Annotated in this window: 10 protein-coding genes; 7 read left to right on the plus strand and 3 right to left on the minus strand. The window is 73.9% G+C overall.

All coding sequences use genetic code 11. From position 1 onward, the window contains the following. Positions 1-109: 109 nt before the first annotated feature. The 3 genes from ACRYR7_RS03630 to ACRYR7_RS03640 all read right to left on the minus strand — a co-directional run bounded on the left by ACRYR7_RS03630 (position 110) and on the right by ACRYR7_RS03640 (position 4,083). Positions 110-1,531: a TRAP transporter large permease subunit gene (locus tag ACRYR7_RS03630; protein WP_432570699.1), complete on the minus strand. Its 1,422-nt coding sequence runs from the start codon at positions 1,529-1,531 to the stop codon at positions 110-112. After that, on the minus strand, positions 1,531-2,877 hold the full coding sequence (locus tag ACRYR7_RS03635) for an RraA family protein (protein WP_432570700.1): 1,347 nt from the start codon (positions 2,875-2,877) through the stop codon (positions 1,531-1,533). Before ACRYR7_RS03635 ends, ACRYR7_RS03630 begins: the two co-directional genes overlap by 1 nt. A gap of 684 nt (positions 2,878-3,561) precedes the next feature. Continuing rightward, the gene (locus ACRYR7_RS03640) at positions 3,562-4,083 is read right to left on the minus strand and encodes a GNAT family N-acetyltransferase (RefSeq protein WP_432570701.1); all 522 of its coding nucleotides are present in this window, start codon (positions 4,081-4,083) and stop codon (positions 3,562-3,564) included. Positions 4,084-4,458: 375 nt separating this feature from the next. Between ACRYR7_RS03640 and ACRYR7_RS03645 the strand changes: the two genes are divergently transcribed. The 7 genes from ACRYR7_RS03645 to ACRYR7_RS03675 all read left to right on the plus strand — a co-directional run bounded on the left by ACRYR7_RS03645 (position 4,459) and on the right by ACRYR7_RS03675 (position 16,030). Then, the gene (locus tag ACRYR7_RS03645) at positions 4,459-5,676 is read left to right on the plus strand and encodes an MFS transporter (RefSeq protein WP_432570702.1); all 1,218 of its coding nucleotides are present in this window, start codon (positions 4,459-4,461) and stop codon (positions 5,674-5,676) included. Between the two features lie 139 nt (positions 5,677-5,815). Further along, entirely contained in the window at positions 5,816-7,120 is a 1,305-nt protein-coding gene (locus ACRYR7_RS03650) for a LacI family DNA-binding transcriptional regulator (RefSeq protein ID WP_432570703.1), read from the plus strand. A gap of 347 nt (positions 7,121-7,467) precedes the next feature. Further along, entirely contained in the window at positions 7,468-8,796 is a 1,329-nt protein-coding gene (locus ACRYR7_RS03655) for an ABC transporter substrate-binding protein (protein ID WP_432570704.1), read from the plus strand. A gap of 61 nt (positions 8,797-8,857) precedes the next feature. Next, complete coding sequence (locus tag ACRYR7_RS03660) at positions 8,858-9,787, plus strand: carbohydrate ABC transporter permease (RefSeq protein ID WP_432570705.1); 930 nt, start codon at positions 8,858-8,860, stop codon at positions 9,785-9,787. Positions 9,788-9,903: 116 nt separating this feature from the next. Continuing rightward, positions 9,904-10,722, plus strand: a complete 819-nt coding sequence (locus tag ACRYR7_RS03665; RefSeq protein WP_432570741.1) for a carbohydrate ABC transporter permease — start codon at positions 9,904-9,906, stop codon at positions 10,720-10,722. Between the two features lie 81 nt (positions 10,723-10,803). After that, on the plus strand, positions 10,804-13,620 hold the full coding sequence (locus tag ACRYR7_RS03670; protein WP_432570706.1) for a family 78 glycoside hydrolase catalytic domain: 2,817 nt from the start codon (positions 10,804-10,806) through the stop codon (positions 13,618-13,620). Positions 13,621-13,690: 70 nt separating this feature from the next. Continuing rightward, positions 13,691-16,030: an alpha-L-rhamnosidase gene (locus tag ACRYR7_RS03675; RefSeq protein WP_432570707.1), complete on the plus strand. Its 2,340-nt coding sequence runs from the start codon at positions 13,691-13,693 to the stop codon at positions 16,028-16,030. The last annotated feature ends 44 nt before the right edge of the window (positions 16,031-16,074 follow it).

A 16,074-nucleotide genomic window follows, 5' to 3' on the forward strand; every position in this document is an offset into this window, starting at 1 on the left:
GGGCTGCGGTGCGGTGGGGGTTCGCTGCGCTGGAGGTCCGGTGCGGTGTCGCGAGGTCGGCGGGGGTCACCGGCGGTGATTCGCCGAGCCGCCGGTGACCCCCGGTTCCTCACACCGGCAGCAGCCCGACGGCGATGAGCACGCCGATGGCCAGGATGGGCAGGCAGTAGTACCGCAGCAGCGGCATGAAGGTCTTGACCGGGTCCACGCGCGCGATGCCGGAAGCGACGTAGATCGGGGCTCCGCTGGGCGGGGAGGCGCCCTCGGTGGAGGCGAAGATCAGCACGGCGGCGGCCGCGACGGGCGCGGCGATGCCGGTGCCGGTCAGCGCCACGACGGCCACGGGCCCCACGGCGGCCATGGTGGCGCTGGCGGTCAGCGGGATGGCGATGGCCACGACGATCGCGCCGATGGCGATGGCCATGACCCACGCCGGGGCGTCCAGCCCGGTCAGCACCCCCTCCAGCTGATCGGCCAGGCCGAGCTCGCGCAGCAGGTTGGAGGCGGAGAAGGCCGCCACGATGGTGATGCCGATGACGCCGAAGGACGGGGCGGCCTTGGCGATGGTGCCGGCCCAGCCGGAGGCGGTGCGCGGCAGGTGCTTGCGGCCCAGGACGAGCACCAGGGCGATCATCAGCACCGGGATCCAGGTGATCAGGCTGATGACGTCGGGCATGGCGTAGGGGGCCGGCGCCAGCGTGGTGCCGTCGGCCAGCTGGACGGGGGCCTTCAGCTCACCGCCGACGTCGCTGTGCCGACCCAGCGCGCTCGCCAGCGGCCCGCGGGTCAGCAGCAGCGGCACGACGATGGGGGCGAAGAGCAGCAGGGAGGTCCAGCCCGAGCGCAGGCTGCGCACCAGCGGCAGGCGGTGCTCGGGCGCGACGGGGGCGATGCCGTTGCGGCGCACCAGGTAGTACGACAGCAGCAGCCGGTAGCCCAGGCACCACAGGCCCGCCACGGCCAGCGGCTTGACGATCTCGTCGGGCTGCATGACGCCCTGGGCCGCCAGGCCGCCGACGAGGATGAACATCGTCGCGGAGAACGGGAAGGACACGCCCATGCCGGCGCCGCCGGCCACGATGGTGGCGGCCAGGTGCGGTTCGACGCCGGAGCGCTTCATCCACGGCACCGTCACCGAACCCACGGCTGCGGTGACGGCGGCGCCGACGTGGGCGATGGCGCCGAAGATGCCCCCGGCCACGGTGGCGGTGTAGATCGGCCCGCCGGGCAGGCGTCCCAGCACGGAGTTCAGCAGGTCGATCAGCCGGTCCAGGATCGGGGTCCTGGTCAGCACGTAGCTCATGAAGACGAAGGCCAGGCCGGCGAAGGTGACCTCCTCCTGCAGCGAGTCCAGCACCGCCTCCTTGATGGCGGTGCCGGCCGGTTCCCCGCCGGGCAGCCCGCCGATCAGGGCGAAGGCGCACACCGCGGCGAAGCCGAGGACCATCGCCTCGCCGATGTTGCGCTTGACGACGGCGTTCCAGAGCACGATGACGCCGACGAAGCTCAGCAGCGCCCACACCGCGCCCATCAGGCGGTCCCGGCCAGGATCGCGGCCCGGCGCTCGGCCTCGTCGGCCTGCACCGCGCGGGCACCCAGCAGGCTGGCGCCGGCCTCGGCGGCGGGCACGACGACGACGCCGTCGTCGTCGGCGACGATGAGGTCCCCGGGTGCGACCACCACCCCGCCCACGGCCACCGGCACGTCGACGCGACCGGGCCCGTGCTTGTACGGCCCCGCCGGGCACACCCCGCGCGCCCACACCCCGAAGCCGATGCGCTCCAGCTCCACCACGTCGCGGGCGGCGCCGTCGATGACCATGCCCAGCACGCCCTTGGCGCGGGCGCGTTCGGCGATCAGCTCACCGATCAGGGCGCGGGTGACGTCGCCCTGGCCGTTGACGACGAGGACGTCACCGGGGCGGGCCGTGGCCAGGGCGCGGTGGACGCCCTGGTTGTCGCCGCTGCGCACCCACACGGTGCGCGCTCGCCCGACCACGTGCGCCCCGCGCCACAGGGCGTGGATGCCGCCGTCGAGCAGGCCCATGCGCTCGCGGGCATCGCCGATGTTGGCCACCGCCACACCGGCGTACTGCGCCAGCAGTTCCTCGCCGGGCACCAGCGCGGCGTCGGCCAGATGCCGGTGCACCTGCGCGGCCGCCCGCGTCATGCTCGGTGCCACCCCCAGGGAGTCCAGCAGTTCTGCGGCCGCCTGCGTCTCGCCGGCGCGGCGGGCGGCGTGCTTGGCGGTGCCGGTGTGCAGGCGCTCCAGGGCGCCGTGCCCGCCGGCCAGCTCGGCGGCGATCTGCTCGCGCACCCACTGCTCGGCGCCGCCGGCGCGCCCGGCGGCCACCGACTCGGTGATCAGCGCGCCCAGGCCCTTCATGAAGCAACTGCGCAGCAGCTTGCGCGCCGAGGCCTCCCCGGGGGCGCCGCCGATGTCCTCCACGGGGGCCTGCAGGTCGGCGAAGAGGCGAGCGGCGCGCGCCGAGGCCGCACCGCTGACGACCACGGCGGTGGCCGTGCCGTGCGCGGGAACCGAGCCGACGACGGAGACGTCGGCGAAGCGGTGCGCGCCGACCAGGTCGGCGATGGCCACCTTCACCGCGGGGTCCCCGGCGTTCATGTCCACGTAGACCGCGCCCTCCGGCAGGTGCTCGGCCACCGAGGACGCGGCGCGCTGGGCGACCTTGCCGCCCACCAGGCTCAGGACCGCCTCGGCCTCGCGCACCGCCTCCTCGGGCGTGCCCGCCCGGTGCACGCCCTCGGGCGTGGTGGTGTCGGCCGGGTCGTAACCGGTGACCTGCCAGCCGTGGGCGGCCAGTCCGCTGGCGTACAGGGTGCCGGCCTCGCCGAGGCCCAGAACGGTCGCGCGCATGTCTGCTCCTTCGCAGCGTTTCTCACACAGTGGTAATAGCTACCGTCTAGTGAAGAGTGTTGGCCGCCAGGGCGAACGGTGTCAAGCCGCGACAGCGCCGGCGGCGCGGCGATCGGCCGTGCGGACGCACCCGAACGCGCCCGCCCGGACGGGGCGTCCCCCGTCGCCCCACCGGCGGTGCCCGAGGGCGCGGGCGGGCGCGGCGCGCACCGCCCGAGCGGGAGCACGCGCGGCCGCGCACGTGGTGCGTGACGCCTGCGGTTCCGGGTGGCGGGGGTGCCGGGGTGGTGCACCGGCCGCTCGAGCGCGCACTGGTGAGCGCTGGAGCGGCTGTGGCGCTGGGCGGCACGGCCGGGTTCCGGTGCGTGATCGGGAGCACCGACGCGGGCGTCGTCGACCGCGCGCGACCGGGCGTGCCGGCGGGGTTCCGAGCGCAGCTCCTCTGGACGTGCGGGCTCAGGACGTCGAGGCGGCCACGGTGCAGGCGCCGGGTGCGCGGCGGGTGGTTGCGGTGCAACGGGACCCGGCCGGCTCCTCCCAGGTGCTGCTGGACCCGGAGGGCGACGAGCGGTGCCTGGTCGAGCCCGCCCGGGTCCCGCCTGGTTCCTGCGTGGACCCGGTGTGGTCACCCGCCTTCGGCGCGGGCGCGCGGCCGGCGCCACGAGCGAGCACCCACCCGCCGGGTCACGGCCTGCCTCCCGGGGTGAACTTGAACCCGCGGTGCGAGGCGGTGAACCCCAGCCGCTCGTAGAAGCGGTGGGCGTCCGTCCGGGCCCGGTCCGAGGTCAGCTGGACCAGCGAGGCGCCTGCCGCGGGGGCGGCGGTGTCGGTGACCCAGCGCACCATGGCGCTGCCGATGCCGCTGGAGCGTCGGGTGCTGCGCACCCGCACCGCCTCGATCTGCAGCCGCGCCGATCCCCGGCGCGCCATCCCGGGGATGCGGGTCAGCTGCATCGTGCCCACCACCTCGCCCGAGGCGTCGACCACCACGATGAGGTCGTTGGAGGGATCGGTGATCACCTCGACGAGGGCGGCTCGGTAGACCGCCTCGTCGGTGTCGGCGGCGCGCTCTTCGCGGCGTGCGCTGATGGGGTCGTCGCGCAGCAGCAGCATCAGCGCGCTGAAGTCCTCCACGACCGCCCGCCGCAGCAGGACGTCCTGGGTCGTGGTGCGCAAGGTGGCGGGCAGGTCGAGGGCGGCGATCACCTCCTCAACCTCCCACCGCCGCGGCGCGGCCCTCGCGGCGGGCGGGCGATCGTCGCCGGTGCCGGTGCCGGTGCCGGTGCCGGTGCCGGTGCCGGTGCCGGTGCCGGTGCCGGTGCCGGTGCTCGTGCGGGGCGGGGTGAGCGCCTGGCGGGGGGTTGACGGCGCAGCGGGGCGGCAGGCACCGTCCGTGGCCTGAGGTACCTAGTCGTCGTCGCGGTCGTCACGGTCGTCGCGGCAGGTCGGGGCGCTGGACGGGAGCGTGGTCACGGGTGGAGCGGTGCGCACGGCGCAGGACCAGGGGGTGCTGAGGTGAGCGCCGGCACGAGTCCCGGCCCCAGCGCGGGGACGGGCGCGGGCACCGGATCAGGGGCCGGGGTGGGGGCCGGGCACCGCGACCCGGCCCGCGCCAAGGCGCTGCTGATCGCCTCGGCGTGGGTGAACCAGATCGGCAACTTCCTCACCTTCACCGCCGTCGTCGTGCAGGCGCAGGTGCAGCACGGCTCGTCCTTCTCCGCGCTGGTGCTGCTGGCGCAGAGCGTGCCGGCGCTGCTGGCCGCGCGCAGCATCAGCCAGCGCGTGCCCGCCCACCGCACCCGACAGGTGTGGATCGGTGCGCAGGTGGCGCTGGCCGCGCTGAACGTGGCGCTGATCCCGCTGCACGACGGCCGCGGGGCGCTGCTGGTCTTCGTGGCTCTCACGATGCTGCTGCGGGCGGTGGCCAACCCGCTCTTCTACGCCGTGCTGGGCCAGGAGCGCGACGAGGACCGGCGGCGGGCGACGCTGACGGCGGTGGGGGCGGCCGGTTCCTTCGCGCTGGTCATCTCCCCGGCGGCAGGCGGTGCGGTGCTGGCCGGTTCCGGGATGGTGGTGGTGCTGGCGCTCGATGCGCTGACGTACCTGCTGGCGGTGGTGCTCTTCGCCGCGGCGGCGGGGGTCAGCGGCACCCCGGCGGCTGCGGGAGCGGCCCCGGCCGGGTCGTCTGGCTCGGGCGCGTCCGGGCCGGGTCGGGTGCGCGTGGTGAACGTGCTGGGCGCCTTCCAGTCGCCGGTGCCCGGCGGTTCGCGGGCGCACCCGGCGCTGCTGGGGTGGGTGGTCCTCATCGCGCTGGGGGCGGTGCTCAACGCGGTGCAGACCCCGGCGTCCTTCACGCTCTTCGCCTTCTCCGAGGCCGACTTCGGCGTGGTGCTGGCGTCCTTCGGCGCCGGGGGCGTGGCCGTCTTCGCCCTGTCCGCGTTCAGCGACCGGGTGCGGGTGCCGCTGGTGGCCGCTGCCGCGCTGCTGGCGGCGGGGCTGGTGCTGTGGGCGCTGGACGCCTCGCTGGTGCTCTCGTGCGCGGGGTTCGCGCTGGCCGGGTTCGGCTCGGCGGCGGCCACCGGCGCGCTGCGCGCGGACATGGCGGTGGCGGCCGAGCGGGCCGCGGTGCCGGTGCTGTCGTTGTGGTCGTGGGCGAACCAGGTGGTGCTGGCGGCGAACCTGGTGCTCTACGGGGTGTTCGCGGCGCTGTTCGCCGCGGGTGTTCCGGCGGTGGTGGGGCTGGTGGCCCTGGTGCTCCTGGCGGTGGTGCTGGTGGCGGTGGCGGTGGCGCGCGCCTGAGCAGCACGCCTGAGCCGCACACCGTGGGGGCTTGCTGCGTGCCGCCTCGCGCGGTGCACGGCAGGCCCCGTCGGGCGCTGGCGGACCGGCGTGCGCGTCGCCACCCCGGCGCCGAGGTGGCGCCCCTAGGATCGGCGAAGTGGAACCGGTCAAGAGGGCAGGGCCTGGGCGCACCGCCGTGAGCATGGTCGAGGTCGCCGCTCGGGCCGGTGTCTCGGTGGGCACGGTCTCCAACGTGCTCAACCACCCGCACAAGGTGCGTCCGGTCACAATCGAGAAGGTCCGTGCAGCCATCCAGGAGCTGGGTCACCGCGACGGCGCCACCTCGACCCCGGCCAGGACGAACCCGAGCATGGTGGAGGTGGCCGCTCGGGCCGGTGTCTCGGTGGGCACGGTCTCCAACGTGCTCAACCACCCTCAGCAGGTGCGCCCGGCGACCCTGGAGAAGGTCCGCGCCGTCATCGAGGAACTGGGTTTCACCCCCAACGCCAACGCGCGCTCGTTGGCCGGTGCGGACAACCGCACGATCGGCCTGGTCGTGGTCGACCTGCAGAACACCCTGTTCGTCGACATCGCCCGCGGCGCTCAGCGCGAGGCCGCCGCTCAGCGCATGAGCCTGCTGGTCACCAACAGCGACCGCGACGACGCCCAGCAGGACGCGCACCTGGACCTGTTCGAGAGCGCCCGGGTGCGCGGGGTGCTGCTGGCCCCGCTGAGCGACCCGGACGCCGGGGTGCAGCGGGTGCGCCGGCACGGCACCCCGGTGGTGGTGCTGAACTACGACAGCGGCCGCCGCGACTGCTGCACGGTGCTGGTCGACAACGAGCAGGTGGGCTACCTCGCCGCCCGGCACATGATCGACCTGGGCCGCCGTCGCCTGGCCTGGGTCAGCGAGCTGGGCGACCTGCAACCGGTCCAGCACCGCTCGGTGGGGGTGCGCCGGGCCCTGCGCGAGGCGGGCCGCGGTGTCAGCCTCACCGAGGTCGACACCCAGCACGTGCACGGCTCCCACGCCCGGCACGCGGTGGAGCAGATCCTGGCGCTGCCCGCCCGCCGCCGTCCCGACGCCGTCGTGGCCGTGACCGACCTGCTGGCAGCGGCCGTCGTCGAGGAGCTGCAGGCGGCCGGGGTCGCGGTGCCCGGTGACGTCGCCGTCATGGGCTGCGACCACGACGCGCGCGCCTGGGGCGGGGCGGTCCCGTTGACCACCGTGCGCATGGAGGGCGAGCAGATGGGCGCGGCGGCGGTGAGGCTGCTGGCCGCGGAGGTCGCCGAGGCGGGTGAGCACACCCACCGCACGGTCGTGGTCCAGCCCTCGCTGCTGGTGCGTGAGAGCAGCGCCGGGCGGCCGGTCCCCCCGGGCGCGGTGAGCGCGGCGGGCTCGGCGCGCCCGCCGACCTCGATGGCGGAGGACGTGGCGCACCCGGACCGCGAGAGCGCCTGACGCGTCCCCGCCCCCTCCGACGCGTTCTCCCCGACGCGCTCGCTCCAGGCGGTTTCTCCGTCGTTCCCTCCGCCGGTTCCTCGCACGCTTCCCCGCGCGGTTCCTCGTGCGTGCCTTCCGGTCTTGCCCGTGACGCGCGCCCGTGACGCGCGCACGTGACGCGCGCCGTGACGCGCGCACGTGACGCGCGCTGAGACGCGGCGCTGTGCGCGTCGGCGCGCGGGATCGGCGTCAGCCCTTGACGGGTCCACGAGTGCCTCGTACGGTGAGGGCGCGTCGTAAATGAAACGTCTCACTCAATCCGGCGGCGTCCGCCGCCGGAGGACCGTCTCGATGAGGAGACTCCTGTGGCACTTCGCACCCGTCGCTCTCGCGCCCTCACCGGCCTGGCCGCCTTCGCCCTGGCTCCCGCCGTGCTGACCTCCTGCAGCGCCGGCAGCCTAGGCTCGTCCGGCGACGACGGCTCGGGCACCTCGATCACCTTCCTGGTCGACAACGCCCCGCAGACCGTGTCCACCGCCGAAGCCCTGGCCGAGGACTTCAACGCCTCGCAGTCCGAGGTCCGCGTCGAGGTGGAGACCCGCCCGCAGGGCGCCGAGGGCGACAACCTGCTCAAGACGCGCCTGCAGACGGGCAGCATGAGCGACGTCTTCGCCTACAACGCCGGCTCCCTCTTCCAGCAGCTGGCCCCGCAGACGACCCTGACGCCCGTCACGGGCGAGGCCTTCCTCGACCGGGTCGACGACAGCTTCGAGCCGCAGGTCAGCGCCGGCCAGGACGTGTACGGCGTGCCGATGGGCACCGCCTTCGGCGGCGGGGTGCTGTACAACCGCGAGGTCTACGAGCGGCTGGGCCTGCAGGTGCCCACGACCTGGGCGGACTTCATCGCCAACAGCGAGAAGATCCGGGCCGCCGGGATCGCCCCCGTCGTGCAGACCTACGCCGAGACCTGGACCTCGCAGCTGCTGGTGCTCGGCGACTTCCACAACGTCGCCGCCGCGAACCCCTCCTTCGCGCAGGACTACACCGCCGGGCGAGCCGAGTACGCCACCGACCCCGTGGCCCTGAAGGGTTTCGAGCACACCCAGGAGGTCCACGACAAGGCGCTGGTGAACGAGGACTTCGCCTCGGCCAAGGTCGAGGACGGCATCCGGATGCTCGCCGAGGGCACCGGGGCGCAGTACCCGTTGCTGTCGACGAACGTGGCCACCATCCTCAGCGTGGCGCCGGAGAGGATCGGTGACATCGGCTTCTTCGCCCTGCCCGGTGACGACCCGGCGACCAACGGGCTGACCGCCTGGTTCCCCGGCGGGGTCTACGTGCCCAAGAGCACCGAGGGCGAGCAGCTGGAGGCCGCCAAGGCGTTCTTGGACTACCTGACCACGCCGGCCTCCTGCGACATCCAGTCCGAGCAGAGCGTGCCCACCGGTCCCTACCTGGTCGAGGGGTGTGAACTGCCCGCCGACGTGCCGCAGATCACCCGGGACGTCAGCGCCTACTTCGAGACCGGCAAGCAGTCCCCGGCGCTGGAGTACCTCTCGCCGATCAAGGGCCCGGCGCTGGAGCAGATCCTCGTCGAGGTCGGCTCGGGCATCCGCACCGCCGCTGACGGTGCGGCCCTGTACGACCAGGACGTGCAGAAGCAGGCCCAGCAGCTGGGTCTGGAGGGCTGGTGAGCAGGTCCACCGCTGTCCTGCCGCCCGGCGGCGGCCGGTGGGAGAGGATCGACGAGAGGTGATGCGCGTGGCCGCGACGACCCCTGCGACGTCCCGTGCGAGGCGCAGCGCCTCCGCCCCGCACGGTGCGAGCCGGCGCCACAGCCCCTACCCGGGGTGGTTCTACCTGCCCGCCGCGATCGTCTACGGCGCGCTGTTCATCGTCCCCACCCTGCTCTCCTTCTACTTCGCCCTGACCCGCTGGACGATCTTCGACTCGCAGTTCATCGGCTTGGAGAACTTTACCCAGTTCTTCTCCGAACCGGCCCTGACCCGCGGCTTCGTCAACACCTTCGTCTACGCGGTGATCACCTCCACCGCCAAGGTCGTCCTGGGCCTGGGGCTGGGCATGCTGCTCACCAGCCGGATCCTCGGGCGCGGCTACCTGCGCGCGGTCGTCTTCTTCCCCGTCCTGGTCTCCTCCGTCGGCGTCGGCATCACCTTCCAGGTGCTGATGAACCCCACCAAGGGCGCCATCAACGCCGCCCTGGCCGTCATCGGCATCGACGGTCCCGGCTGGCTGACCAACCCCGACCTGGCGCTGTTCTCCGTGGCCATGGTCGACGTGTGGAAGGGCGTGGGGCTGGCCACCCTGATCTACATGGCCGGCATCGTCTCCATCCCCAAGGAGTACTACGAGGCCGCCAGGGTCGACGGTGCCGGCTCCTGGACGCTGTTCCGCAACGTGATCTTCCCGCTGTCCTGGCCGGCGACCTCCACCGTCATCACCCTGTCCCTGATCGGGGGCCTGCGCTCCTTCGACCTGATCTGGGCGATGACCCGCGGCGGACCCGGCTTCACCTCCGACGTCATCGCCAGCGTGATCTACAAGCAGTACCAGGCCGGCTTCTACGGCCTGTCCACCGCCGGCAACGTCATCCTCTTCCTGGCCGTGATTGCCATCGTGTTCCCGCTGACGCGGTTCCTGGCTCGCAAGGAGGTCGAGCTGTGAGCTCCACCACCACCCCCGCCTCCAGTCCTGCCGGACCCACCGGCGCGCTCAGCCGTCCCTCCACCGCCGAGGGGTCCAGCCCCGGTGGCGGACGGGTCGGCGGGCCCCGGGCGGCGCTGTACCGCTACGGCGTGGGAGGGCTGGCGATCGTGCTCAGCGTCGTCGTCTTCATCGTCCCCTTCGCCTTCATCGTGCTGACCGCGCTCATGGACGCCCGCCAGGCCGGGGAGTTCCGCTTCGCGCTGCCGCGCACCTTCCAGGGCTGGCAGAACCTCGTCGACGTCGTCCAGACCCGCGACTACCTGCTGATCATCGCTTTCATCAACTCCATCGTGCTCACTGTGGCCTCGGTGACCTTCATGGTGGTGCTCGGCTCGATGGTCGCCTTCGTCCTGCAGCGCAGGAAGACCCGCTGGACCGCTCCGGTCAACTTCCTCGTGCTGGCCGGGTTGATCATGCCGCCGGCGATCGTGCCGACCATCTGGGTGCTGCAGCGCCTGGGGCTGTTCGGCACCATGCCCGGGCTGATCCTGGTGGAGGTCGCCTTCGGGCTCTCCTTCACGATCCTGCTCTTCCGCGCCTTCATCTCCACCATTCCGCGCGAGCTGGACGAGGCGGCCGTGCTGGATGGGGCCGGTCCGCTGCGGCTGTTCTTCCGCGTGATCCTGCCGCTGCTGCGCCCGGTGCTGGTCACCGTCGTGCTGGTGCAGTCGGTGACGGTCTTCAACGACTTCCAGACCCCGCTGTACTTCCTGCCCGGTGACGCCGGGGCCACGGTGCAGCTGACGCTGTTCAACTTCCAGAGCCAGAACGTCTCCAGCTACAACCTGCTGTTCATGGACGTCCTGCTCATCACGATCCCGCCGCTGGTGCTGTACCTGTTCTTCAACCGCCAGATCGTCGCCGGCATGACCTCCGGCGCGGTGAAGGGCTGAACCGCACCCGCCGGCGCGCTCGTCCTCCCGCACCCCCTGGCCGGTCGGCGACGACCGCCCCGCTCTCGTGAACGGAACCGCATGCCCCACCGCACCGACGCTCGCACCGACGCTCGCACTGACGCCCGCACCGACGCCCGCACCGACGTCGTCGTCACCGACCTGCGCGCCGAGCACGGCCGGCCCCTGCTGGGATTGGGAACAGCCCGCCCGCGCCTGAGCTGGATCGCGCGCCCGGCGGGCGCGGTGCCTCAGGGGTGGCGGCAGGTCGCCCACGAGGTGCTCATCAGAACGTTGCCGGTGATCCCGCCGGGCACCGGGACGCCGGGGTGGTCCAGCGGGCGGGTCGAGTCCGGCGAGAGCGTGCTGGTGCCCTGGCCGGGCGCCCCGCTGCGCTCGCGCCAGCGGGTGGCGGTGCAGGTGCGCCTGTGGAGCGCCGACCGGCCGGAGCCCACCGCCTTCAGCACCCCGCTGGAGATCGAGGCCGGGTTGCTGGAACCGTCCGACTGGGTGGCTGTGCCCGTCGGCCCGGACTGGGACGAGGACCCCGGCGCCGACCACCGCCCCGCGCTGCTGCGCCGCGGCTTCGCCCTGCCCGCACCCCTCGCCCGGGCCCGCCTGCACCTCAGCGCCCACGGCCTGGTCGAGGTCGAGGTCAACGGTCAGCGCGTCGGCGAGGAGGTCCTCGCCCCGGGCTGGACCAGCTACCACCACCGCCTGCGCTACCGCAGCCACGACGTCACCGCCCTGCTGCACGAGGGCGAGAACGCCCTGGGCGCCTGGCTGGCCGACGGCTGGTACCGCGGCCGCTACGGCACCCACGGCGGCAACCGCGAGCTGTACGGGCAGCGCACCGCACTGATCGCGCAGCTGGAGGTGGACCTGGTCGACGGGCGCCGCCTCGTCATCGCCACCGGCCCGAACCCGGCCGGCGGCGCGGCGGGCGAGGGTGCGGCGGGCGAGGGTGCGGCGGGCGGGGGTGCCGGCTGGCGCGCCGCGCCCTCGCCGATCACCGCGAGCAGCCTCTACGACGGTGAGCACCACGACGCCCGCCTGGCCGCACCGGGCACGGGCACGGCCAGGGGCACGGGGGGTTTCTCCCGCCCTGGCTTCGACGACGCCGGCTGGGTGGGGGTGCGCACCTACTCGCGCGAGCCGGCCACGCTGGTGGCCGCCGAGGGGCCGCCGGTGCGCTGCACCCAGGAGCTGCTGCCGGTGGCGGTGCTGACCAGCCCGTCCGGAGCCACGATCCTGGACTTCGGGCAGAACCTCGCCGGGCGGGTGCGCCTGCGCGTGCGCGGGGCCGCCGGCCAGCGCGTGCAGCTGCGCCACGCCGAGGTCCTGCAAGAGGGGGAGCTGTACACCCGACCCCTGCAGACGGCGGCGGCCACCGACAGCTACGTCCTGGCCGGCTCGCCCGAGGGCGAGGAGTGGGAGCCGCGCTTCACGGTGCACGGCTTCCGCTACGTGGAGGTCACCGGCTGGCCCGGGCGGCTGAGCGAGGGCGACGTGATCGCGCGCGTGCACCACTCCGACATGGCGCGCACCGGCTGGTTCACCTGCTCCGACGCCCGGCTGGAGCAGTTGCACGAGAACGTCGTGTGGAGCATGCGCAGCAACTTCGTGGACATCCCCACCGACTGCCCCCAGCGCGACGAGCGCCTGGGCTGGACCGGCGACATCCAGGTCTTCGCCCCCACGGCGACCTTCCTGTACGACTGCGCCGGTTTCCTGAGCAGCTGGCTGAAGGACGTCGCCGCCGAGCAGCTGCCCGACGGCACCGTGCCCTGGTACGTGCCGATGATCCCCGCGGCCTTCTGGGACCCGCCGCGACCGGGCGCGGTGTGGGGCGACGTGGCGGTGCTCACCCCGCACGTGCTGCACCAGCGCTACGGCGACATCGGGGTGCTGCGCACGCAGTACGACAGCGCCAAGGCGTGGGTGGACCTTATCGAGCGCTTGGCCGGGCCGAGCCGGCTGTGGAACACCGGGCTGCAGCTGGGCGACTGGCTGGACCCGGCCGCCCCGCCGGAGGAACCCGCGGCCGCGCGCACCGACAGGTACTTGGTGGCCACCGCCTACTTCGCGCACTCCGCGCGCACCCTGGCTCGCACCGCGGAAGTCTTGGACGAGCAGCAGGACGCCACCCGCTACGCCGCGCTGGCCCAGGAGGTCCGCGACGCCTTCGTGCGCGAGCACGCCCGCCCGCTCGGGCGCCTGAGCAGCGACGCGCAGACCGCCTACGCCCTGGCCGTCGTCTTCGACCTGCTGCCGGCCGACCCGGGCGACGACCGGCGCGCCGCGGCCGGGCAGCGCCTGGCCGAGCTGGTGCGCACCGACGGGTACCGGGTGGCCACCGGGTTCGCCGGGGTCAACCTCGTCACCGACGCCCTGACCCTGACCGGCCACGACGACGTCGCCCACGCGCTGCTGACGCAGACCGGCTGCCCGTCCTGGCTGTACCAGGTGGGCATGGGAGCCACCACCACCTGGGAGCGCTGGGACTCCATGCTGCCCGACGGCACCGTCAACCCCGGCCACATGACCTCCTTCAACCACTACGCGCTGGGCTCGATCGCCGACTGGGTGCACCGCACGATCGCCGGGCTGGCCCCGGCGGCACCCGGCTACCGGCGCCTGCTGGTGCGCCCGCGCCCCGGCGTCGACCTGCACCGGGCCTCGGCGCGCCACGAGACGCCCTACGGGACCGCCGCGGTCAGCTGGCGCCGCACCGGTGGCGCCGGCGGGGGCGTGGGGGGCCTGGTGGTCGACGTCGAGGTGCCGCTGGGGGTGAGCGCCACGATCGACCTGCCCGGCCGCCCGCTCAGCGAGGTCGGCGCCGGCCGGCACCGCTTCGAGGTCGCCGCCGTTCCCGCCGATCAGCCGCAGCCCGCCTGAAGCGCGCCGCGACCCGCCCCCGCCCCGCCCGCAGCAGTTCGAACCCGCCCGCACCCAGCACGGAGGACCCATGCCCACCTGGCACGCCACGATGATCGCCGCTGACCCCACCGGTGGCAGCGGCGCCGGCGCCCCGCTGCTGCGCCGCCGCTTCGCCCTCGAGCGCGGGCACGGGCAGGTGGTCCACGCCGTCCTGCACGTCAGCGCCCAGGGTGTCGTCGAGACGTACCTGGACGGCCGTGCCGTCAGCGAGGACGTCCTCAGCCCGGGGTGGAGCAGCTACGAGTGGCGTCTGCGCTACCGCACCCACGACGTCACCGACGCCCTCGCCGCAGCCGGTGCACCGGAGGGTGAGGACGCGGATCGCTGGGACGACGCGCAGGCCGGTGAGCACGTGCTCGGCCTGGCTCTGGGCAACGGCTGGTTCCGCGGCCGGCTGGGCTGGCGGGGCGGGCGCGCCTACTACGGCGACACCCTGGCCGGCTTCGCGCAGCTGGAGATCGCGTTCGCCGACGGCCACATCCAGCACGTCGTCACCGACGAGACCTGGCGCTCGTGCGCCTCGGCGGTCACGGCGGACGACCTCTACGACGGGCAGAGCACCGACGCCCGCCTGCTGGACCCCGCCTGGTCGACCACCTCCGGCACCGAGGACGGCTGGAGCGGGGTGCGCGCGGTGGACTTCGACACCACGACCCTCACCGAGCACGTCGGCCCCCCGGTGCGCCGGCAGGAGGTGCTCACCGCCCAGCGGGTGTTCCGCTCACCCTCGGGACGGCTGCTGGTCGACTTCGGCCAGAACCTCGTGGGCTGGCTGCGCTTCACCGTCAGCGGTGAGCGCGGGCGGACCATCACGATCCGGCACGCGGAGGTCCTCGAGCACGGCGAGCTGGGCACCCGACCCCTGCGCAGCGCCGAGGCCACCGACCGCTTCACCCTCTCCGGGGGCCGGGACGCCTTCGAGCCGACGTTCACCTTCCACGGCTTCCGCTACGCGCAGGTCGACGGCTGGCCCGGCGACGACGGCACCGGGATCCCCGCCGACCTCGCGCCGGCGCTGGAGGCGGTCGTGGTGCACTCGCAGCTGCGCCGCACCGGGGAGTTCGAGTGCTCCGACGAGCTGCTGAACCAGCTGCACCGCAACGTCGTGCGCAGCACCAGGGGCAACTTCGTCGACGTGCCCACCGACTGCCCCCAGCGCGACGAGCGGCTGGGCTGGACCGGTGACCTGGCCGTCTTCGCCCCCACCGCCGCGTACCTGTACGACGTGGAGGACTTCCTGCGCGACTGGATGCGCGACCTGGCCGCCGAGCAGCGCGCCCGTGAGGGCCTGGTGGCCTTCGTCGTGCCCGACGTGCTCAAGTACCTGCCGCCCATCGAGGACTTCCCCGACCCCGACAGCACCGCCGTGTGGTCCGACGTGGCCGTCTGGCTGCCGTGGGCGCTGTGGCAGGCCTACGGCGAGCGCGAGGTGCTGGCCGAGCAGTACCCGGCGATGACCGCTCACGTCGAGCGCGTGGAGTCCCTGCTCTCGCCCACCGGGTTGTGGGACACCGGCTTCCAGTTCGGCGACTGGCTGGACCCCGACGCCCCGCCGCACGACCCCGCCGCCGCCAAGGCCGACAAGGCGGTGGTGGCCACCGCCTGCGCCTACCGCTCGGCGCGCACCGTCGCCGAGGCAGCCGGCGTGCTGGGCCACGAGCAGGACGCGCAGCGCTTCAGCGCGCTGGCCGAGCGGGTGCGCGCGGCCTTCGGCGAGCACTACGTCGACGAGCAGGGTCTGGTCCGCTCGGACTGCGCCACCGTGTACGCTCTGGCCATCGAGTTCGGGCTGCTGCAGGGCGAGCAGCGGGCCCGGGCCGGGCAGCGCCTGGCGGAGGTCGTGCAGGAGGCCGGCTACCGCATCTCCACCGGTTTCGCCGGAACCCCGTACGTCACCGACGCCCTCACCCGCACCGGGCACCTGGAGGACGCCTACCGCCTGCTCACCGAGCGCGGGTGTCCCTCGTGGCTGTACCCGGTCACGATGGGCGCCACCACGATCTGGGAGCGCTGGGACTCCATGCTGCCCGACGGCACCGTCAACCCCGGGGAGATGACCTCCTTCAACCACTACGCGCTGGGCGCGGTGGCCGACTGGATGCACCGCACCGTCGGTGGTGTGGCTCCGCTGGAGCCGGGCTACCGGCGAGCCCTGATCGCTCCCCGGCCCGGCGGTGGGCTGAGCTGGTCCCGGGCCGCCCTGGAGACCCCCCACGGCAGGTTGGCGGTGCGCTGGGAGCAGGACGCCGCCTCCCTGGTCACCGAGGTCGAGGTGCCCGCCGGGACGACGGCCGTGCTGCGCCTGCCCGGCCAGGACGACCGGGAACTGGCAGCGGGCACCCACCGGGTCGTCACCGCAGCCCCGTGACCACGACACCGCCGGTGGACCGCTCGGCGAGCGGGGTGTGCTCC

It is taken from the genome of Kineococcus gurbantunggutensis (genome assembly GCF_050871925.1).
Classification (GTDB): Bacteria; Actinomycetota; Actinomycetes; order Actinomycetales; family Kineococcaceae; genus Kineococcus.